Origin of the sequence: Streptomyces roseolilacinus, from assembly GCF_014649335.1 — a bacterium.
In the GTDB taxonomy this organism is placed as follows: Bacteria; Actinomycetota; Actinomycetes; order Streptomycetales; family Streptomycetaceae; genus Streptomyces; species Streptomyces roseolilacinus.
The window spans coordinates 352,654-372,923 of sequence record NZ_BMSV01000006.1; the positions used below are offsets into that span (position 1 = coordinate 352,654).

General features: G+C 76.3%; 21 protein-coding genes. 13 read left to right on the top strand and 8 right to left on the bottom strand.

The window, feature by feature from the left end; all coding sequences use genetic code 11:
• Positions 1-30: 30 nt before the first annotated feature.
• Complete coding sequence (gene cobN / locus IE106_RS16900) at positions 31-3,633, top strand: cobaltochelatase subunit CobN (RefSeq protein ID WP_189534748.1); 3,603 nt, start codon at positions 31-33, stop codon at positions 3,631-3,633.
• A gap of 230 nt (positions 3,634-3,863) precedes the next feature.
• On the top strand, positions 3,864-4,742 hold the full coding sequence (locus tag IE106_RS16905; protein WP_189534750.1) for an NAD(P)H-binding protein: 879 nt from the start codon (positions 3,864-3,866) through the stop codon (positions 4,740-4,742).
• A 7-nt stretch (positions 4,743-4,749) separates the two neighbouring features.
• Here the strand turns inward: IE106_RS16905 and IE106_RS16910 are convergent, their stop codons facing one another.
• Entirely contained in the window at positions 4,750-4,926 is a 177-nt protein-coding gene (locus tag IE106_RS16910; RefSeq protein ID WP_189534753.1) for a hypothetical protein, read from the bottom strand.
• An 81-nt stretch (positions 4,927-5,007) separates the two neighbouring features.
• Between IE106_RS16910 and IE106_RS16915 the strand changes: the two genes are divergently transcribed.
• The 4 genes from IE106_RS16915 (at position 5,008) to IE106_RS16930 (ending at position 9,206) form a co-directional block, all read left to right on the top strand.
• Positions 5,008-5,538 carry an FBP domain-containing protein gene (locus IE106_RS16915; RefSeq protein WP_189534755.1) on the top strand — a complete coding sequence of 177 codons (531 nt, stop codon included), beginning with the start codon at positions 5,008-5,010 and terminating at the stop codon, positions 5,536-5,538.
• Complete coding sequence (locus IE106_RS16920; protein ID WP_189534757.1) at positions 5,535-7,328, top strand: alpha/beta hydrolase; 1,794 nt, start codon at positions 5,535-5,537, stop codon at positions 7,326-7,328. Before IE106_RS16915 ends, IE106_RS16920 begins: the two co-directional genes overlap by 4 nt.
• 213 nt (positions 7,329-7,541) lie before the next feature.
• Positions 7,542-8,723 (top strand): DUF418 domain-containing protein, encoded by a 1,182-nt coding sequence (locus IE106_RS16925; RefSeq protein ID WP_229840554.1) that lies wholly within the window; start codon positions 7,542-7,544, stop codon positions 8,721-8,723.
• An 84-nt stretch (positions 8,724-8,807) separates the two neighbouring features.
• A complete protein-coding gene (locus IE106_RS16930) occupies positions 8,808-9,206 on the top strand; it encodes a VOC family protein (RefSeq protein ID WP_189534761.1) in 399 nt (132 codons plus the stop codon).
• A gap of 30 nt (positions 9,207-9,236) precedes the next feature.
• On the opposite strand, the gene IE106_RS16935 is transcribed toward IE106_RS16930, so the two are convergent.
• Positions 9,237-10,646 (bottom strand): D-alanyl-D-alanine carboxypeptidase family protein, encoded by a 1,410-nt coding sequence (locus IE106_RS16935; RefSeq protein ID WP_189534764.1) that lies wholly within the window; start codon positions 10,644-10,646, stop codon positions 9,237-9,239.
• Positions 10,647-10,900: 254 nt separating this feature from the next.
• Between IE106_RS16935 and IE106_RS16940 the strand changes: the two genes are divergently transcribed.
• Positions 10,901-11,707, top strand: a complete 807-nt coding sequence (locus IE106_RS16940; protein WP_189534765.1) for a mechanosensitive ion channel family protein — start codon at positions 10,901-10,903, stop codon at positions 11,705-11,707.
• Positions 11,708-11,711: 4 nt separating this feature from the next.
• Here IE106_RS16940 and IE106_RS16945 read toward each other — a convergent pair whose 3' ends face one another.
• Positions 11,712-12,107, bottom strand: a complete 396-nt coding sequence (locus tag IE106_RS16945; protein ID WP_308427876.1) for a DUF6401 family natural product biosynthesis protein — start codon at positions 12,105-12,107, stop codon at positions 11,712-11,714.
• 202 nt (positions 12,108-12,309) lie between these two features.
• Here IE106_RS16945 and IE106_RS16950 point away from each other — a divergent pair, with 202 nt between their 5' ends.
• Positions 12,310-12,672, top strand: a complete 363-nt coding sequence (locus tag IE106_RS16950) for an SsgA family sporulation/cell division regulator (RefSeq protein ID WP_189534767.1) — start codon at positions 12,310-12,312, stop codon at positions 12,670-12,672.
• 194 nt (positions 12,673-12,866) lie between these two features.
• Here IE106_RS16950 and IE106_RS16955 read toward each other — a convergent pair whose 3' ends face one another.
• A complete protein-coding gene (locus IE106_RS16955) occupies positions 12,867-13,283 on the bottom strand; it encodes a four-helix bundle copper-binding protein (protein ID WP_189534769.1) in 417 nt (138 codons plus the stop codon).
• 135 nt (positions 13,284-13,418) lie between these two features.
• On the opposite strand from IE106_RS16955, the gene crcB (IE106_RS16960) reads away from it, so the two are divergent.
• From crcB (IE106_RS16960) to IE106_RS16975, 4 genes are all read left to right on the top strand, one after another.
• Positions 13,419-13,910 (top strand): fluoride efflux transporter CrcB, encoded by a 492-nt coding sequence (crcB, locus tag IE106_RS16960; protein WP_189534771.1) that lies wholly within the window; start codon positions 13,419-13,421, stop codon positions 13,908-13,910.
• A complete protein-coding gene (locus IE106_RS16965; protein ID WP_189534773.1) occupies positions 13,907-14,263 on the top strand; it encodes a DUF190 domain-containing protein in 357 nt (118 codons plus the stop codon). The genes crcB (IE106_RS16960) and IE106_RS16965 overlap by 4 nt, the downstream gene beginning before the upstream one ends.
• Entirely contained in the window at positions 14,260-14,622 is a 363-nt protein-coding gene (gene crcB, locus IE106_RS16970; RefSeq protein ID WP_189534776.1) for a fluoride efflux transporter CrcB, read from the top strand. The genes IE106_RS16965 and crcB (IE106_RS16970) overlap by 4 nt, the downstream gene beginning before the upstream one ends.
• A gap of 93 nt (positions 14,623-14,715) precedes the next feature.
• Complete coding sequence (locus IE106_RS16975) at positions 14,716-15,531, top strand: nucleotidyltransferase domain-containing protein (RefSeq protein WP_189534778.1); 816 nt, start codon at positions 14,716-14,718, stop codon at positions 15,529-15,531.
• Positions 15,532-15,585: 54 nt separating this feature from the next.
• On the opposite strand, the gene IE106_RS16980 is transcribed toward IE106_RS16975, so the two are convergent.
• Both IE106_RS16980 and IE106_RS16985 read right to left on the bottom strand, forming a co-directional pair.
• On the bottom strand, positions 15,586-16,887 hold the full coding sequence (locus IE106_RS16980; RefSeq protein ID WP_189534780.1) for an MFS transporter: 1,302 nt from the start codon (positions 16,885-16,887) through the stop codon (positions 15,586-15,588).
• A gap of 89 nt (positions 16,888-16,976) precedes the next feature.
• On the bottom strand, positions 16,977-17,561 hold the full coding sequence (locus tag IE106_RS16985) for a TetR/AcrR family transcriptional regulator (protein ID WP_189534782.1): 585 nt from the start codon (positions 17,559-17,561) through the stop codon (positions 16,977-16,979).
• A gap of 76 nt (positions 17,562-17,637) precedes the next feature.
• Between IE106_RS16985 and IE106_RS16990 the strand changes: the two genes are divergently transcribed.
• Positions 17,638-18,456: a DUF2785 domain-containing protein gene (locus tag IE106_RS16990; RefSeq protein WP_189534784.1), complete on the top strand. Its 819-nt coding sequence runs from the start codon at positions 17,638-17,640 to the stop codon at positions 18,454-18,456.
• Between the two features lie 4 nt (positions 18,457-18,460).
• On the opposite strand, the gene IE106_RS16995 is transcribed toward IE106_RS16990, so the two are convergent.
• On the bottom strand, positions 18,461-19,051 hold the full coding sequence (locus IE106_RS16995; protein WP_229840504.1) for a hypothetical protein: 591 nt from the start codon (positions 19,049-19,051) through the stop codon (positions 18,461-18,463).
• Positions 19,048-20,256, bottom strand: a complete 1,209-nt coding sequence (locus IE106_RS17000) for an MAB_1171c family putative transporter (RefSeq protein ID WP_189534786.1) — start codon at positions 20,254-20,256, stop codon at positions 19,048-19,050. The genes IE106_RS16995 and IE106_RS17000 overlap by 4 nt, the downstream gene beginning before the upstream one ends.
• Positions 20,257-20,270 lie beyond the last annotated feature (14 nt).

Below are 20,270 nucleotides of genomic sequence, written 5' to 3' on the forward strand. Positions count from 1 at the left end.
GAGGACACCCCGAGGAAGGCCCGGCACGCTGTGATCCTGTTGCTGTCGCACTCCGACACCGACCTGCTGAGCGCCCGCGCGGCCGGCGGCCCGGTCGAGTACCGGTTCGCCAACCCCGCACGCCTCCCCGTCGACGAACTGCCCGGCCTCCTCGACGGCGTCGACCTCGTCGTCGTGCGCCTCCTCGGCGGACTGCGCGCCTGGGAGGAGGGCATCGGCCTCCTCCGCGCCCAGGACCGCCCCGTCGTCTTCCTGACCGGCGAACAGGCGCCCGACGCGCAGCTGATGGAGGCGTCCACCGTCCCCATCGGCGTCGCCACCGAGGCGCACGCCTACCTCGCCCACGGCGGCCCGGACAACCTGGAGCAGCTCGCCCGGTTCCTGTCCGACACGGTCCTCCTCACCGGCCACGGCTTCGACCCGCCGGCCGCCGCCCCCACCTGGGGCCCCCTGGAGCGCACGCCCCGCGCCACCGACGGCCCGACCATCGCCGTGCTCTACTACCGCGCCCACCACATGAGCGGCAACACCGCCTTCGTCGGCGCCCTGTGCGACGCCGTCGAGGACGCCGGCGGCCGCGCCCTCCCCCTGTACGTCGCCTCCCTGCGCGCCCCCGAGCCCGAGCTGCTCGACCGGCTGCGCGGCGCCGACGCCGTCGTCACCACCGTCCTCGCCGCCGGCGGCACCAAGCCCGCCGAGGCCCAGGCCGGCGGGGACGAGGAGGCGTGGGACGCGGGCGCGCTCGCCTCCCTCGACGTGCCCGTCCTCCAGGCGCTGTGCCTCACCGGGTCGCGCGCCGACTGGGAGGAGAACGACGAGGGCCTGTCACCGCTCGACGCGGCCAGCCAGGTCGCCGTGCCCGAGTTCGACGGGCGGCTCATCACCGTCCCGTTCTCCTTCAAGGAGATCGACGAGGACGGCCTCCCCGCGTACGTCCCCGACCCCGAGCGCGCGGCCCGCGTCGCCGGGATCGCCGTCCGCCACGCCCGGCTGCGGCACATCCCCAACGCCGACAAGCGCCTGGCGCTGGTCCTCTCCGCGTACCCGACGAAGCACTCCCGCATCGGCAACGCCGTCGGCCTCGACACGCCCGCCTCCGCCGTCGCCCTGCTGCGCCGGCTGCGCGAGGAGGGGTACGACTTCGGCGACGAGGACGTGCCGGGCCTCGCTTCCGGCGACGGCGACGAGCTGATCTACGCCCTCATCGAGGCCGGCGGCCACGACCAGGAGTGGCTCACCGAGGAGCAGCTGGCCCGCAACCCGGTCCGCATCCCGGCCGCCGACTACCGGCGCTGGTTCGCGACCCTGCCGGAGGAGCTGCGCTCGGCCGTCGAGGAGCACTGGGGCCCGCCGCCCGGCGAGATGTTCGTCGACCGGTCCCGCAACCCCGAGGGCGACATCGTCCTCGCCGCGCTGCGCCGCGGGAACCTGCTCGTCCTCATCCAGCCGCCGCGCGGCTTCGGCGAGAACCCGATCGCGATCTACCACGACCCGGACCTGCCGCCCTCCCACCACTACCTGGCCGCCTACCGGTGGATCGGCACGCCCGCGGCCGACGGCGGGTTCGGCGCGGACGCCATGGTCCACCTCGGCAAGCACGGCAACCTGGAGTGGCTGCCGGGCAAGAACGCCGGCCTGTCCGCCGCGTGCGGCCCCGACGCGGCCCTCGGCGACCTGCCGCTGATCTACCCGTTCCTCGTCAACGACCCGGGCGAGGGGACCCAGGCCAAGCGCCGCGCCCACGCCACGCTCGTCGACCACCTCGTGCCGCCGATGGCCCGCGCCGACTCGTACGGCGACATCGCGCGGCTGGAGCAGCTGCTCGACGAGTACGCGCAGATCTCCTCCATGGACCCGGCGAAGCTCCCCGCGATCCGCGCGCAGATCTGGACCCTCATCCAGGCGGCCCGCCTCGACCACGACCTCGGCCTGGAGGACCGGCCCGACGACGACGGGTTCGACGACTTCCTCCTGCACGTCGACGGCTGGCTGTGCGAGGTGAAGGACGCCCAGATCCGCGACGGCCTGCACGTCCTCGGCACCGCCCCGACCGGGCCCGAGCGGGTCAACCTGGTCCTGTCCATCCTCCGCGCCCGCCAGATCTGGGGCGGTACGCAGGCGCTGCCCGGGCTGCGCGAGGCGCTCGGCCTGGACGAGTCCGCCGCGACCCGCACCACCGCCGACGAGGCGGAGGCCAAGGCCCGCGCCCTCGTCGAGGCCATGGAGGACGCCGGCTGGGACCCGGCCGCGGTGGCGTCCGTGGCCCAGGGGCACGGCGAGCAGGTCGCCGCCGTCCTCGACTTCGCCGCCCGGCAGGTCGTGCCGCGCCTCGCCGCGACGACCGCCGAACTCGACCACGCGGTGCACGCCCTCAACGGCGGCTTCGTGCCGGCCGGCCCGTCCGGCTCGCCGCTGCGCGGCCTGGTCAACGTCCTGCCGACCGGCCGGAACTTCTACTCCGTCGACCCGAAGGCCGTCCCGTCGCGCCTCGCCTGGGAGACCGGCCAGGCCCTCGCCGACTCCCTCCTGGAGCGGTACCGCACCGACAACGGCGACTGGCCCACCTCGGTCGGCCTGTCCCTGTGGGGCACCAGCGCGATGCGCACCAGCGGGGACGACGTCGCGGAGGCGCTGGCGCTGCTGGGCGTCCGCCCGGTCTGGGACGACGCCTCGCGCCGCGTCACCGGCCTGGAGCCCATCCCGCTCGCCGAGCTGGGCCGCCCCCGCATCGACGTGACGCTGCGCATCTCCGGCTTCTTCCGGGACGCGTTCCCGCACACCGTCGGGCTGCTGGACGACGCGGTGCGGCTCGCCGCCTCCCTGGACGAGCCGGCCGCGGAGAACCACGTCCGCGCCCACACCCAGGCCGACCTGGCCGAGCACGGCGACGAGCGGCGCGCCACGACCCGCATCTTCGGCTCCCGCCCCGGCACCTACGGTGCGGGCATCCTCCAGCTGATCGACTCCCGCGACTGGCGCACCGACGCGGACCTCGCCGAGGTGTACACGGTGTGGGGCGGCTTCGCGTACGGCCGGGGCCTGGACGGGCGCCCCGCGCGCGAGGAGATGGAGACGGCGTACAAGCGGATCGCCGTGGCCGCGAAGAACACGGACACCCGCGAGCACGACATCGCGGACTCCGACGACTACTTCCAGTACCACGGCGGCATGGTCGCCACCGTCCGCGCCCTGCGCGGCACGGCGCCCGAGGCGTACATCGGCGACTCGACCCGCCCGGAGACGGTGCGGACCCGGACGCTGGTCGAGGAGACGTCCCGCGTGTTCCGGGCGCGCGTCGTCAACCCCCGCTGGATCGAGGCGATGCGCCGCCACGGCTACAAGGGCGCCTTCGAACTGGCGGCGACCGTCGACTACCTCTTCGGGTACGACGCCACGACGGGGGTCGTCGCGGACTGGATGTACGACAAGCTCACCGAGGCGTACGTCCTCGACCCGGAGAACCGCGCCTTCCTCCAGGAGGCCAACCCGTGGGCCCTCCACGGCATCGCGGAGCGGCTCCTGGAGGCCGAGTCCCGCGGCATGTGGGCGAAGCCGGACCCGCAGGTGCTGGAGGCGCTGAAGCAGGTGTACCTGGAGACCGAGGGGAACCTCGAGGGCGGGGACGACGAGTAGCACCCGGCGGTACGACGCTCCCCGGCGACCCGGGGAGCGCCGTGACGTCCCGCGACGGGACGGGGGCTCCGCGCCGACCGGACCCTTGCGGCGACCGGACCTCCGGACCGGGGCCTCCGTGCCGGCGGGGCCCCCTGCGGGCGGGGCTCCGTGCGGACGGGGCCCGGCGGGCGGTGTCCGCGGGCGCCGCTCCGGGTGCCGGGGACGCGCGCGGGGCGGAGACTGCCCGTATGAGCGATGACGTCGTGGCCGTCACCGGGGCCAGTGGGCGGATCGGGCGGCGGGTGGCCGACCGGCTGGGCGCGGCCGGGGTGCCGGTGCGGTTGGTCGGGCGGGACCCCCGGCGGCTGCCGGACGTGCCGGGGGCCGCGAAGGCGCCTCCCGCCGCGTACGGGGACGGGGAGGCGATGCGGGCCGCGATGGACGGGGCCGACACGCTGTTCCTGGTGTCGGCGCACGAGGGCCCGGACCGCGTGGCGGAGCACCGCACGGCCGTCGACGCGGCCGTGGCGGCGGGGGTCGGGCGGATCGTGTACCTGTCGCTGCAGGGCGCCGCGCCCGACGCGACGTTCACCTTCGCGCGCGACCACTGGCACACCGAGCAGTACGTCCGCGCCCACGACGGCCTGGCGCACACCTTCCTCCGCGACGGCTGGTACCTCGCGGGCATCCCGGCGATGACCGGGGCGGACGGCGTCATCCGGGGCCCGGCGGGCAACGGCCGCGTCGCCGCCGTCGCGCACGAGGACGTCGCCGACGTGGCCGCCGTGGTCCTGCTCGCCCGCGACGGACGGCACGACGGCGCCACCTACGACGTGACGGGCGGCGAGGCGTTCACCCTCGCCGAGGCGGCCGAGGAGATGTCCCGGGCCACCGGCCGGACGATCCGCTACCTCCCGGAGACCCGCGACGAGGCGTACGCGTCACGCGCGGGGTACGGCGCCGAGCGGTGGCGGCTGGACGGCTGGGTCAGCTCGTACGAGGCGATCGCCCGCGGTGAGCTGGGCGCGGTCTCCGACACCGTCGAGCGGCTGGCGGGACACGCGCCCATGACCTTGCGGGAGTTCCTGGCGAGGCACCCGCGGAGCCTCGCGCACCTGACGGGGTAGGGCGGGCTCAGTCCTCGCCCAGGACGATGTGCCCGTCCGGGGCGGCCGGGTCCTCGGGCTCTCTGTCCGTGCGCGCGGCCCGGCAGGTGCGGACTCTGCCCTGGAGGTCCCGGAAGAGCGAGATGGGCGGAGGCGGGGCGGGCGTCTGGGCGCCGCCGGTACCGGCGGCCGTCTGTGTACTCATGGCGACCGAGTACCCACGGAGCGCGACCCAAACGGAAAAGCACATGCGCCCCGCCGGGGCCGTTCCGTACGGTGGGCCCACGTGGAACCCCTCACCGATAAACAGATCCGCGCGTCCTTCGTGAACTGCTCCAAGGGCGACGCGGCCCGCCTCAAGCTCCCGGCGGACTTCGCCGACCTCCCCTGGGAGGACCTGGACTTCCTCGGCTGGCGCGACCCCGGCGCCCCCCTCCGCGCGCACCTCGTCCTCCCCCCGGACGCCGTGCCGGGCCAGGCGGGCGGCGGCCCCGTGGGGATCACCCTGCGGGTGCCGGAGAAGTCCCGCACCAGCGCCGTGAAGTCGAGCCTGTGCCGGATCTGCCTCACCGGGCACGCCTCCTCCGGCGTCACGCTGTTCGCCGCGCCGCGCGCGGGCGCCTCCGGCCGGGACGGCAACACCGTCGGCATCTACGTCTGCTCCGACCTCGCCTGCCCGCTGTACGTGCGCGGCCGGCGGCAGCCCGCGCTCCGCACCCGCTACGAGGAGTCGCTCGACGTGGAGGAGCGGATCGGCCGGATGCGGGCCAACCTCCTCGCGTTCGTGGAGAACGTCCGGCTACCGTTCGCCGCATGAGTGCCGGGGGGCGGTGCGGGGTGGGCGACCGGCGCGTCGCCTGCCCGCCGCCCCGCGTCACCGCCCCGCCGCCGCGGCCCCGTGCCGCCGGCCCCCCGCCCCGTGTCGTGCGCCGCCGCACCGACCTGACCGCGCTCTGCGCCGCCACCGCCTTCTTCTGGCTGTCCCTCACCCCCTCCCTGGTCCCCCGCCCCTGGGTCCTCCAGGGGGTCGTCGGCGGCATCACCGCCGCCGTCGGCTACGCGGCCGGCGCGACCGTGTCGGGCCTGGTCCGGGCGGTCGTGCCGTGGCGGCCGCGGGCGGAGGCGCGAAGGGCCCTGCGGGTCCGGGCGCGGCAGGCGTACTGGCTGCTCAGCCCCGCCCTGACCGGCTGGCTGATCGCCGAGAGCGCCCAGATGCAGCGCAGGCTCCGCCGCCTCCAGGGCCTGCCGCCCTCCCTCACCTGGCACACGGTGATGATCGCGCTGTTCGCCGTCGCCCTGTGCGCGCTGCTGCTCCTCGCCGCCCGGCTCGTCCGCCTCGGGGCGCGGTGGCTGATCCGGGCCCTCGGCGGCTGGCTGCCGCGGCCCGTCGCGGTCGGCGCGGGCCTGGCGCTCACCGCGGTCGTCGTGACGGTCGGCTTACGGGACGTGGTCTTCGACCGGGGCGTCGTCGACGCGGCCGACCGCATCGCCGCGGCCACCGACCGCGGCACCAAGGACGGCATCACCCGCCCCGCCTCGCCGTACGTCTCGGGCGGCCCCGGTTCGCTGGTGCGCTGGCAGGACCTCGGCTACCAGGGGCGCAACTTCACCGGCACCGCGCCCACCCGCCGCTCCATCACCGCGTTCACCGGCCGCCCCGCCAAGGACCCGGTCCGCGTGTACGTCAGCTCCCGGCTGCCGCGCGCCTTCGCCGGCGGGGCCGACGAGGACGCGCCGTTCCGCGCCCAGGCCCGGCTCGCCGTGCGGGAGCTGGAGCGCACCGGGGCGTTCACCCGCGAGGTGCTGGCCGTGGCGGGCACCACGGGCAGCGGCTGGATCGACTCCAACGTCGCCCAGTCCCTGGAGTACCTGCACGGCGGGGACACGGCGATCGTCGCCGTCCAGTACTCGTACCTGCCCTCCTGGGTGTCGTTCCTCGTCGACAAGGAGAAGGCGGGCAAGGCCACCCGCGCGCTCGTCGACGCCGTACGGGCCCGGCTCGACGCGCTCCCGCCCGGCGACCGCCCGAAGCTCGTCGTCACCGGCGAGAGCCTCGGCGCGTACGCCGTCGAGGCGTCCTACGGCTCCGTCGAGGCGCTCCTCGCCGGCACGGACGGCGGACTGCTGCTCGGCACCCCGCACTTCTCGCCCGTCGCCCGCCAGGTGCGGGAGGAGCGGGACGCGGGCAGTCCGGTGTGGCGGCCGCAGTACCGGGGCGGGCTGCACGTGCGGGTCGCCCAGTTCCCCGCCGTCGACCTGCGGCGCCCGGCGGCCGGGCCGTGGGCCCGGCCGCGCCTGGTGTACCTGCAGAACGCGTCCGACCCGATCGTCTGGTGGTCCCCGGACCTGCTGTTCGAGCGGCCCGAGTGGATGGACGAGCCGCTCGGCCCGGACGTCACGCCGGAGATCAACTGGTTCCCGGTGGTGGCGTTCTGGCAGACCACCGTCGACATGGCCGTCAGCTACGGCGTGCAGGCGCCGCACGGCCACCGCTACGGGCCCGCCGCCGTCGACGGCTGGGCGGCGGTCGTGCCGCCCGGGGGGTGGACGGAGCAGGACACGCGGCGGCTGAGGGCGTACATCGCGGGGAGGAAGGCCCCGTACTAGCGGCGGCGCGACTCCATCCTTCGGTGCAGTGGCGGTTCGTCCCCGGTCACGACGAACCGGGGCCGGGCCCTGCCGACGATGGGACGTATGACGAAGACGGGGACGACAGGGACGGCGGGAACGAGCGGACCGGCGGGACCGGCGGGGACCGCGGGCGACGAGGCGCGCGGGACCGCAGCCGGCACCGGGGTCAGGACCGGGGCCGGCGGGCGGATGCCGCTGCTGGACGTGCTGCGCGGGGTCGCGATCCTGGGCACGCTGATGACCAACGTGTGGATCTTCACCGGTCCGGGCGCCGAGTGGGGCGTCCTCAGCGGCGGCACGTCGGCGGGCGGGGTGACCGGCTCGGCGGGGGACGTGGCGGAGGCCGTGTTCCGGCTGGTCGCGGACGGCAAGTTCCTGTCGATGCTGACCATCCTGTTCGGCGCGGGACTGGCCATCCAGTACCGCTCCGCCGAGCGGCGCGGTGAGCCGTGGCCGGGCCGGTACCGGTGGCGGGCGCTGTTCCTCTTCGCCGAGGGCACCGTGCACTTCGTGCTGGTCTTCGCGTGGGACGTGCTCATGGGGTACGCCGTGACGGCGCTGTTCACCGCCTGGCTGCTGACCCGCTCGGCGCGGGCCCGCCGCCGGGTGGCGGTGGCGGCGGCGGGCCTGCACCTGACGCTGATGGGGCTGCTGACGGCGGTGCTCGTCGCCTACGGGGACGGGGACGCAGGAGCGGGTGACGGGGTGTCGCCGCAGGTCGTGGACCTGTACGCGCACGGGAGCTGGGCGGACCAGATCGCGTTCCGGCTGGAGAACGCCGTCGCCCTGCGGCTGGAGCCGGTCCTGACCTTCGGCCTGCTGCTGTTCCTGTTCCTGCTGGGCGTGCGGCTGCTGCGGGCCGGGGCCTTCGCCGCGGACGGGACGGGGCGGCGGATCCGGGCGCGGATGCTGCGGTGGGGCCTGGGCCTGGGCGTGCCGCTGAACGCGGCGTGCGCGGTGGGCGGCGAGGACTGGTTCCTGCTGGGCCGGTACGGGGCGGCGCCGCTGGTCGCGGTCGGGTACGTGGGCCTGATCGGCGCCGTCGTGGACCGCGTCCGGCGGCCGGGCCCGCTGACGCGGGGCCTCACCTCCCTGGGCCGCACGGCCCTGACCGGGTACGTCCTGCAGAACCTGCTGTGCGTCCTCGTCTCGTACGGTTTCGGCCTCGGGCTGGCCGCACGGCTGGGCGAGGGGGGCCGCGGCTGGGAGCCGTGGTGGGTGATGGGCCTGTGGGCCTCGGTCTCCGTCCTGCTGCTCGTCGCGTCGACGCTGTGGCTGCGGCGGTTCCCGGCGGGGCCGCTGGAGGCGGTGCAGCGGTGGGCGCTCGGACTGGCCGGAAACCGCTCGACCCGGGCGGGGCGATCTTCCTAGACTCCGGGTACGGCATCGCGTGTCGGTCACCGACCGGGTGAGGCATGGAGGTGTCCGTGAGATGCCCGACGGAGGCATTCCACCGTGTCAGTAGAGCTCAACCACACCATCATCGCCGCCCGGGACAAGCGGGAGTCCGCCGACTTCCTCGCCCACATCCTCGGACTGGAGGTCGGCGCCGAGATGGGGCCGTTCCTCCCGGTGCAGACCGCCAACGGGGTCACCCTCGACTTCGCGACGGTCCCCGAGGAGCACATCACCACGCAGCACTACGCGTTCCTGATCTCGGAGGCCGAGTTCGACGCGGCCTTCGAGCGGATCCGGCAGGCCGGCATCCCGTACTGGGCCGATCCGCGCCAGGAGCGGCCCGGCGAGATCAACCGCAACGACGGCGGGCGCGGCCTGTACTTCATGGACCCGTCCCGCCAGGCCATGGAGATCATCACCCGCCCCTACGGGAGCGGGAGCGACCCGGCCGCCTGACCCGCGGCGCGTCCTGACCCGCGGCGGGTCCTAGCGGACCGTGCGCCGCCGCGCCGTCCACAGGGTCGCGGCGGCCACGCACGCCGAACCGACCAGGAGGACCGGCACCAGCGGATCGGGCGGCGGCCCGCCGCCGGTCCCCGCCGCTCCTGCCGCCGCCGGACGGGCCGCGGCGGGACCGGGCGCGCCGGACACGTCACCGGACGGGGCCGTGCTCCGGGCGGGCGTGCCGCGGGCGGGGGGCGGGGCCGCGGGTCCGGCGGCGGACGTCCCCCGGGGAGCCGAGGCGGAAGCCGCACCGGGCGCCGGGGCGGACGCGGAGGCGGGGGCCGCACCGGGCGTCCTGCCGGGCGCCCGGCCCGCGACCGCCGCCCGGCCCGGCTCCGGCGCGGTCGGCGTCCCCGCCGCGGACGACACCTGCATCGCGGCGGCGGGCGGCAGCAGCGACCCGACGGGCCGGGCCTTCGCCCCGGGCCCGAAACCCCAGTCCAGCAGTGCCCTGGCCTCCTCGTACACCGCGCTCCCGCCGCCGGAGCGCGGGTTCATGACCGTCACGACGAGGGTGCGCCCGCCCCGCCGGGCGGCGGCGATCAGGGTGTGGCCGGCGCGGCTGGTGTAGCCGTTCTTCACGCCGAGGACGCCGGGGTACCGGGCGACGCCGTCCTCGCCGGTGAGCAGGCGGTTGGTGTTGCGGATGCCGTACGACCAGCCGTCCGCCGGGAAGGTCGCGTACGGCAGGGCGCAGTACCGGGCGAAGTCCGGGTCGCGCAGCCCCTCGCGGCCGAAGACGGCGAGGTCGTACGCGGACGAGACCTGGCCCGGCGCGTCGTACCCGTCCGGGGAGACGACCTCCGTGTCGAACGCGCCGAGGGTCCGGGCGGTGGCCTCCATCTGGCGCGCGGTGGCCTCCCAGCCGCCGTTGAGGCCGGCCAGGACGTGGACGGCGTCGTTGCCGGAGTGCAGGAACACGCCGCGCCAGAGGTCCGCGACCTGGTACGTCACGTCCTCCTTCACGCCGACGAGGCTGCTGCCCTCGCCGATGCCGGTGAGTTCCCGCTCCGACACGGTGTGCCGGGCGGTCTGCGACAGCCTGGGCAGCACGGTGAGCGCGAACAGGGCCTTCAGGGTGGAGGCGGGCGGCAGCCGCTTGTGGGCGTCGCGGGCGGCGAGGACGTCGCCGCTGCCGGCGTCCGCGACGAGCCAGGAGCGCGCGGACAGGGCGGGCGGCGGGGCGGCGCCGGGCGGGAGCCGCACCTGGGTGCCGGACCGGTGCAGCAGCGCCGGGTCGACGCGGGCGCCGGGGCGGGGCGGCATCGGTTCGCCCGGGCGGGGAGCGGCGGAGGACACGGCGGACGACAGCACGAGCAGCGGCAGGAGCAGGACGAGCAGCAGGAGGGCGACGGGACCCGAGGCGAGGCGAGCCGAAGAGCTGACGATCATTCAGCCACGGTAGGAACCCGCCGCTCCCCCCGCCCCCCGGCGTGCACCAACCGGCGTACGTCCCCCACCCCACCGCCCCCGGCACCCACCCGAGCGGGTGCCCCGGTCCGCCCGGAGCCGCCGTCCCGCCCGCCCCGCCCCCGGCGTCATCCGGACGGCCGTTCCGGAGGCCACCCGGGGGGCACGGCCCGACCGGGGCTGGTATTCCGGAGGGGTAAGCGTCCGTGGGGGGCCTGCCGAGTGGAGGGCCACTCATGACCCAGCACCTTCCGACCACCGGCCTTGCGGTGGAGTTCCAGCAGGGCATCACCGACGCCTGGTCGAAGGTCGCCCAGTTCGTCCCGAAGTTCGTGGCGTTCCTGGTCATCCTGGCCGTCGGCTGGTTCATTTCCAAGATCATCGCCAAGGTGGTGGACCGGGTCCTGCGGAAGGTCGGCTTCGAGCGGCTCAGCGAGCGCGCGGGGTCCTCCCGCATGCTCGCGAACTCGCCGTACGACGCGACCGGCATCCTGAGCAAGGTCGTCTACTACGGGCTCCTCCTGGTCACCCTGCAGCTCGCCTTCGGCGTCTTCGGGCCGAACCCGATCAGCGGCATGATCGACGGCATCGTCTCCTGGCTGCCGAAGGCCCTGGTCGCGCTGGTCCTGGTGGTCGTCGCGATGGCCATCGCCAACGCCGTCCGCACCATCGTGCGGGGCGTCCTCTCCGGCGTCTCGTACGGCAACACGGTCGCGACCGTCGTCTGGGGCGTGATCGTCGGGCTCGGTGTGATCGCCGCGCTGAGCCAGGCCGGCATCGCCACGGCCGTCACCCAGCCGGTGCTGTACGCGGTGCTCGCGGCGGCGGCCGGCATCCTGATCGTCGGCGTCGGCGGTGGCGCGATCGTCCCGATGCGGCAGCGGATGGAGCGCTGGATGAGCGCCGCCGAGCAGGAGTCCTCGAAGGCCCGCACGGGCGCCGGCGCCTACATGGCGGGCCGCGAGGACGCGCTGTCCCGGCAGCGCGAGCAGGAGCGCGAGCGCCGCACGGGCGGCGGTACGGGCGGCGCGGACCGGATCTGAGCGGTCAGCCCGCGTCCGGGTCCGGGTCGCGGTCCCCGCCGCGGCCCGGGCCGGGCTCCGCGTCCCGTTCCCGCACGTCGAGCGGGCCGTGGTCCCCCAGCAGGCCGTACCGGCGCACCAGCCAGCAGACGGCCGTCAACCGGCACACCGCGAAGTCGTGCCCCACCGGCTCCTCCCAGCCGGTCTCGGCGAGCGCGTCGAGGAACCCGAGCGCGTAGTCGGAGAGGGCCTCCCCGTCCGGCGGCCCCGGCACCAGGTCCGGGCCGGCGGCGCCGATGCGCTCGCGCAGCGCGGCGACGTGCTGGTCGACGGCCGCGACGAAGCCGGGCTCGAAGGCGAACTCGGCCAGGCGCGGCGCGAACGTCGTGGCGACGGCGGTGAGGGGCGAGAGGGAAGGCACCCGCCCACGTTAGGCGGAGGGCGGTCACCCGGAAGAACCCCAAAGGGGGCATGCGACGCATCTCACGCTCTTTGGGCATTGGTTGATCATTCGGACGGGCTCCGGGGTGATTCCGGGTCGGCAGGGTAGGGGCCGCTCCTGAGGGGCACTTGGGAGGGAACTTCTTTCGGAGCCCGCCCCTGAGAACCCCGGGAGGAACCCCATGAACGCGGTCCTGCACGACAAGCTCTTCATGCGCCTTCACGAACTGCCGGTGCTCGCCCACATGACCTACGACGAGACCGACCCGTACGCGGTGCGGGTGGCGTTCACGGACGGTGACTACGTGTACGCGGAATGGCGGCTGGACCGGGGGATGCTGCGGGAGGGGATGCGGCGCGAGGTCGGGGAGGGCGACGTCCGGATATGGCCGGGCGTGCACATCGAACTGTGCGGCGAGGCCGACTTCACGGTGGGGGAGGAGTCGCTGGCGCGCTTCCTGGAGCGGACGTACGAGGTGGTGCCCGAGGGCGAGGAGCGGGTGGACGTGGACGGCCTGGTCAACCGCCTCCTCGCCGCCGGCTGAGCCCCGGCCGGGTCTCCACCGCGGGGCGGGGCTCCGTGGGCCGGGGCTCGATGGGAGGGACCTCCGTGGGAGGGGGCTTGACGGACCGGGCACCGGCGGGGCCGGGACCCAGCCGTCCGGGGCTCAGTGGGCCGGGGCTCAGTGGGCCGGGGCTCGGCGGGCCGGGAGGGCCGCCGGCCGGGGGCGTGGCCGGGTCACCCGAGGGCGCCGAGGAGCTCGTTGCACGCCTGCTCGCAACGACGGCAGGCCTCCGCGCAGACGCGGCAGTGCTCGTGCCGGGAGGCGTGGCGCTCGCACTCCTCCGCACAGGCCGAGCAGGCGACGGCGCAGGCGCGCAGGACGGCGCGGGTCAGGTTCGCGTCGTAACCGGTGTGACGGGACAGGACGGAGCCGGTGGCCTGGCAGATGTCGGCGCAGTCCATGTCGGTGCGGATGCACTTGGCCAGCTCGTCGAGGTGGTGGGCCTCGGAGAGACAGGCGTCGGCGCAGGCGCTGCACGCCTGGGCGCAGGCGGCGCACTCCTCGATGCAGCGGACGAGCTTGTGGCGGTCGACGCCGCCGAGGTCGGCGGGGTAGGTGCGGAGCATGTCTTCGACGACGAGGGAAGCCATGGGGTCTCGCCTCCGATGGGTGGGTTTCGTCCTCTGTCCGACCAGTGTCCCGCCGGGGCGGGAAACCCGCAGCGGGGACGGGACCGGGGTACGCCCCCGAGGCCGCCGACCCGGCCGCGACTAGGCTTTTCCGCCATGACCCCGAGCCCTCCCGCGGACCGCCCCGCGCCCGGTGCGCACGCGGCCGGCGGCCGGGACGCCCGTCCGCGCCGGGCCGCCGGGTTCGACGGCCCGCTGCTCGGCGCCGTCGCCCTGGGCGGGGCGCTGGGCGCGGGAGCGCGGTACGCCGTGGCGCTGGCCCTGCCCGCCGCGCCGGGCGCCTTCCCCTGGGCGACCCTGTGGACCAACGTCGCCGGCTGCGCCCTCATGGGCGTGTTCACGGCGCTGCTCGACGAGGCGCGGCGCCCCCACCGCCTGCTGCGCCCGCTGGTCGGTACGGGGGTGCTGGGCGGGTTCACGACGTTCTCGACGTACGCCCTGGAGACCCGCGTGCTGCTGGAGCGGGGCCGGGTCCCGACGGCGCTCGGGTACCTGGCGGGCACGCTGGTCGCGGCGCTGGCGGCGGTCGCGGTGGCGGCGTGGGCGACGCGGAGCCTGGCGGCACGGGTACGCAGGAGGCGGACATGACGGAGCCGGCCCGGCCGTCGGGCGCGGCGACGCGGCTGACGGTCCTCGTCGGGGAGTCGGACCAGTGGCACCACAGGCCGCTGTACGCGGAGGTCGTGCACCGCGCCCGCGAGGCGGGCCTGGCGGGGGCGAGCGTCTTCCGGGGCGTGGAGGGCTTCGGCGCGTCGTCGCTGGTCCACACCTCACGGCTGCTGTCGCTGAGCGAGGACCTGCCGGTGGCGGTGGTGATCGTCGACGAGGACGCGCGGATCCGGGAGTTCCTGCCGCGGCTGGACGGCCTGGTGACCGGGGGCCTGGTGACGCTGGAGCCGTGCGAGGTGGTCCGGTACGCGGGCGGGGGCGCGGCCGGGTGACGTGGCTGCTGGTCCTGGTGGGCGGCGCGCTGGGCGCCCCGCTGCGGTACCTGACCGACCGGGCGGTCCAGTCCCGCCACGACACGGTCTTCCCGTGGGGCACCCTGACGGTCAACGTCCTGGGCTCCCTCGTCCTGGGCGCCCTGGCCGGCGCGGCGGTGGCGGCCCCGGCGTACGCCCTCCTGGGCACGGGCCTGTGCGGCGCGCTGACCACGTACTCCACGTTCTCGTACGAGACCCTGCGCCTGACCCGCGCGGGCGCCACCCGGTACGCGGCCGCCAACGCGGCGGTGACGGTCGCCGCGTCCCTGGGCGCCGCGGCGGCGGGCCTGGCCCTGGGGCACGCGCTCGGCGCCTGACCCGGGAGCGGGACGGCCGTCCTCGGACGGGCCCCGCGCCCGGGCCGGCGCAAATCCGTCGCGGGGGTGGGGCGGCTCTTCCAGACTGGGCGCATGGAGCGCAGGGCGGAGATCGCGGAGCGGCTGGCCGGGGTGCGGGGCGTCGTCGGGGTGTGCCTGGGCGGAAGCCGGGCGCGGGGGACGCAACGGCCGGACTCCGATCACGACCTGGGGCTGTACTACCGGGCGCCCCTGGACACCGGTGCGCTGCGGGCGCTCGCGGCCGAGCTGACCGGTGGGGCCGTCGAGGTGACGGAGCCCGGCGGCTGGGGCCCCTGGGTGGACGGCGGGGCGTGGCTGACCGTCGACGGGCAGCGGGTCGACTGGATCTACCGCGACCTGGACCGGGTGCGCCGGATCTGGGAGGAGTGCCGGGCCGGGCGGTACGAGGTCGGGGCGCAGGCCGGGCACCCGCTGGGGGTGTACTCGCACGCGTACGTCGGGGAGCTGGCCCTCGGGCGGGTGCTCGCCGACCCGTCCGGCGAACTGTCGGCCCTCCGCGAGCGGTTCCGGCACTACCCGGCGCCCCTGCGGGACGCCCTCGTCGACAACGCCCGCTGGGAGGCGCCCTTCGTCCTGGCGGGGGCCCGCAAGGGGGCGGTGCGCGGGGACGCCTTCCACGTCGCGGGGTGCCTCTTCCGCGCGGTCGGCCTCCTCGTCCACGCCCTGCACGCCCACGCCGGGACCTGGGTGCTGAACGAGAAGGGCGCCGTGGACGCGGCCGGCCGGCTGCCCTGTGCGCCGGCCGGTTTCGCCGCCCGCGCCCACGCCCTGTTCGCCACCGCCGGGACCTCGCCCGAGTCCCTGCACGCCGCCCTGGACGACGCCGACCGCCTGGCCGGCGAGGTCGCGCACGCCCTCGGTGCCTGACCGGCCGGGCACCCGGGGCCGGCGTTCCGGCGGGCCCGTGCGCCGGTACGCGGGTCAGGGGGAGCGGGGGAGGCGGAGGGCCAGGGCCGTGGCGGCGGCGGCCAGGGCGGTGAGGGGGAGGAGGGCGGTCGGGAGGGCGGGGGCGAGGGCGGCGGCCGCCGCCGTGCCCAGGGCCGGGCCGATGTGCGACGCCGTCTGCTTCAGGCCGCCCGCCAGGGCCGCGCTCCCCGGGGGCGCCTCCCTCACGACGACCGTGCCCGTCGCCACCATGACCGCGGCGAAACCCGCCCCCAGCAGGGCGAACGCCAGGGTCGTCGCGGCGGGCGGGGGCGAGGGGCCCAGCCGGGAGAGGGCGAGGGCGCCCAGCGCCAGGCAGGCCGTGCCCGCCACGGCCGCCGCGCGGGCCCCGCGACGGCGGGTCCACGCCGCCGCCGGGGGCGCGCACGCGACCATCGCCAGGGGGAGGGGAAGCGCCCGCAGCGCACTCGCCGACGGGTCGAGGGCGCTGACCTCCTGGAGGTGGTACGTGACCGCGAACAGGCACCCCGACAGGACCGCCGACGCCGCCAGGAGGACGCCGAGGGCGGCGGTGACGCCGGGCGCGGAGAGGACGTGCGGCGACAGGAGGGGGTCCTTTGCCCGCCGCTCGCGGCGTACCAGGGCGGCGCCCGCGAGCAGGGCCACCGCGCCGCTCCACGGCCACACCACCAGCGCGTGCACCAGGGCCGCCAGGGCCAGGGCGAGGAGCCCCGCGCCGGGGAGGTCCAGCGACCGCGGACGGTCCCGTTCCCGGCCGGCGGCGCGGCGCGGCACCGCCGGCGCCAGCGCCACCAGGAGCAGGGCGGGGGCCGCCGTCAGGGCGAAGACGGGCCTCCAGCCGTACTGCGCCGTCAGCGCGCCGCCCAGGAGCGGGCCCGCGGCGGTCGCCACGCCCACCGCCGCCGTGCGGAGCGCCAGGGGCCGGGCGAGGCGGTCGGGCGGGTACGCGGTGCGGAGCATGCCGAGCGTCGCGGGCTGGAGCAGCGCCCCGCACCCGCCCTGGGCGACCCGCAGGGCGATGACCCACTCGATGCCGGGCGCCGCGCAGATCCCCGCCGACGTCACGGCGAACCCGGCCGCGCCCAGGGCGAACAGCCGCCGGTCGCCGTACCGGTCCGCGAGGCGGCCCGCGAGGACCAGCAGGCTCGCCACCGCGATCAGGTAGCCGGTCGTGGCCCACTGGACCTGCGCGTACGTGGCGTCGAGGGAGCGTTGCAGGGTGGGCTGCGCGATGGCCAGGAGCGTGCCGTCCAGGGCGACCACCGCCGGGCCGGCGACGCTCGCCGCGAGCGCGGCGCGCCGGCCACCCGGCGACACGGGCGACGCGGGCGGCACAGGCGGCGCGGACGGCGCGGGCCGGGACGCGGGCGGGGACGGGCGGGGGGCCGGGTGCGACGCGCGGTCGCTCACCGGCCGGCGCCCAGGTGCGCGTCGAGCGCGGTGCGCAGCAGCGGCTCCACCTCGTCGGTGCCGCACGCCAGGGGGAGGCTGCCCCAGCCCCACAGCTGGGCGATGCCGTGGAGGTTCGCCCACAGGGCCCCGGCCGCCCGGCGGGCGTGGACGTCGGGCCGGGCCGCCGCCACGAGCCGCACCAGGGCGTCGAAGAGGGGCAGGCTCGTGTCGCGCAGCCCCAAGTGCCCGCTTTCCAGCAGGTCGTGACGGAACATCAGCTGGTACATGCCCGGGTGGTCCGCCGCGAAGCGCAGGTACGCCCGCCCCAGCTCCAGCAGCCGCTCCCGCGCCTCCCGCGGGTCCTCGGGCGCGCGGGTGCCGGGCAGCGCCGCCGCCAGGTCCGTGAAGCCCCGGCGGGCGACCGCGGAGAGGAGGGCCAGGTGGGTGGGGAAGTGGCGGCGCGGCGCCCCGTGCGAGACGCCCGCCCGCCGGGCGATCTCCCGCAGCGAGAGCGCCTGCGCGCCGCCTTCCTCCAGCAGCTCCACGCCCGCCTGGACCAGGCGGTCCCGCAGGGGGGTCGGGTCGGGTGCGGTGTCCATCGCGGCCTCCCTGCCAGTGCGTAGACACTGTCTACCACTACGCCGTAGACAGTGTCTACTGTGGCATCCTGCTCTCGTGCCCGACGCCCCCCTCGACTGGCCGGCCCTCGCCGCGGGCGGTTTCCCGTTCCCCGGAGCCGTCCCCCTCCCGCGCCTCCTCGCCGAACTCGCCGGCATGCTCGCCTCCCCCGATCCCGTGGTGCGCGACGACCACGCCTACACCGCCCTCGCCCGGTGGACCCGCGAAGGGCGCCTCGACGCGGTGCTCGCGGAGCTCGGGGACACGGGCGCCGAACGGCTGGGGCACGCCGAGGCGCAGGCGCGGGCGTTCGCCCCGCTCGTGCTGCGGTGCGCCGTGGAGCGGTGGGCCGAGGCCCCCGCCACCGTGCCCGCAGCGCGCGTCGCGGAGTGGTACGAGCGGTTCCGCGACTGGTACCCCGAGGAGCGGGACACCCGCGGCTGGGACGACCGCCTCGGCTGGCTGCACGCCGTCGCCCACGGGGCCGACGCCGCCGCCGCGTTCGGTGCCGCCCTCCCCGAGCGGCGCGTGGAGCTGCTGCGGCTGTGCGCCCTGCGCATGACGGCGGCCCACGCCGTCGACCGGTACGCGCAGCTGGAGGACGCCCGGCTCGCGCGGGCCGTCTGCCGCCTCCTCGCCGCGCCGGGACTGGGCGAGGGTGAGGCGGTCGGGTGGCTGGACGTGGTGTCGGGGGCACTGGAGGGGGGTGGGCCGGGTCCGGTTCCGGTGTGGGCGTCCAACACGTTCGCGACGCTGCAGTCGCTGCACCTGCACCTGACGCGCGGGCTCGCCCGGGAGGGCGTCCCCCCGCACGCGCCCGCCGTGGCGGAGCGCGTCGCCGGGATCCTCGTACTGCCCTGCTGGTGGCTGGCGTGACGCCTCACCCCACCAGGTACGCCACCGCCGTCGCCGCGCCGAGGCCCGCGCCCGCCAGGGTCTGGGCCGGGGTGTGGTAGCGGAGCGCCACGCGCGACCAGCAGACGGCGGCCGTCACGCCGTACCCGAGCAGCCACCACGCCGAGTGGACGCAGGCCAGCAGCGTCACCACCGACGACGCGACCGCCGAGTCCACGGAGATCTTCCACACGGTGTTGACGGCGAGCAGCCCCACCGTCATCACCCACAGCGCGAGCATGGCGAGCAGGATGCCGGTCGGCGCGCCGCCCAGGACCATGAGCGCCGAGCCGGTGCCGATCGAGCCGAGGATCACGAAGAAGATCGGCGCGCGTTTCGTGCGGTCGACGACGTGCCGGTCGCCCCAACGGCCCCGGTCGCGCTCCCACTCGATGTACGCCGCCGGGACGACGCCCGCGCACAGGGCGCCCAGCAGGCCCCACAGGAGGCCCGTCCAGTGGCCGGCCGCGAAGGCCCCGACGGCGAGCATGCCGGCGAGCAGGAGGTTGCGCGGCTGGAGCGCGTCGGTCACCCGCCGGGCCACCGAGGCCGTCCCGGACGCCTCCTCGGCCGTCACGCGAGCAGCCGCCTCGCGCTCTCCTCCGGTATCGACCTGTACGCCGTCGCCACCCGTACCAGCCATGCCACCTCACCGTCCTGATCCGTCGCCTGCCGGGTGTCGAAGTCCGCCGCCGCGCCCGCGGGCCCTCCCGCCGCCTTCGCCGCCAGCGCGGCCTTGATCCAGTACGCGTCCGCCAGCGGGCCCGCCGAACCGGCCGCCTCGCGCGCCGCCGGGAGGAGCCCGTCCGGCACGTAGTGGCGGAGCTTCTCCACCGCGTCCGCGATGTCCGCCGCCCACCGGTCGACCCGCAGGTCGGCCGGGGTGCCGAAGCGGGTCAGCTCCCGGGCCAGCGAGGCGGGGGGCGCGAACGGCTGGTCGGGGAACGCCGCCATCAGCTCCCGCCACAGCGGGTGCAGCGCGACCTGGGCCCGCCACAGCCGCACCCGCCGCCAGCCCGTGCCGAAGGCGGGGACCGACGCCCCGATCGCGAACAGCGCGAACAGCAGGACCTGCGCCGCCTCCGTCGCCTTGTCGAAGGTCCGCGCGAAGCCGGCGGTCGGCTCCGCCACGACGCTGATCCACAGGAACAGCGTCCGGCTCACCGTGTACCCGACACCGATGAACATCGCCGCCGTCATCATCCCGAGCCCCACCCGCAGGTGCCGCAGCGAGGCGTTCGCCGTCGCCAGCGCCCACTGGTAGGCGCACACCGCCGACGCGGCGCCCAGGTACAGGTAGAACACCGTCATGTAGAGCGAGGCGCCCCACTGGCCGGCGTGGTCCGACACGAAGCGGTCCGAGGGGGCGGAGCGGTCGACGACGGTGAAGAACAGGACGGTCAGCAGGACCAGTGTCGCCACCGACGCCTTCGCCGCGACCTGCTGGACGACCCGCGCGAAGCGCACGTGGCGCGGCACGGCCCCGCCGTCCGGGTACGAGCCGTAGATCGCCACGATGTAGCCGAGGATCGCCAGGATCGCGACCGTCGCCGTGTAGTGCTTGATGAGGACGGCCAGGTCGACGACCGGGCTGTTGTTGAGGCTGGTGCGGACGACGCGGGTCTTCGTCCACAGGGCGGCGGCGAACCCCGCGTAGCAGCCCCACAGGGCGCGGCGGCGCTTGTCCTCCTCGTCGCCCCACAGCGCCGCCGGCATCCGCCACAGCGCCACGGCCGTCATCAGGGCGGCCACCAGGTAGCCGGCCAGGTCAAGGGGGGTCAATTCGCGTCCTCGTG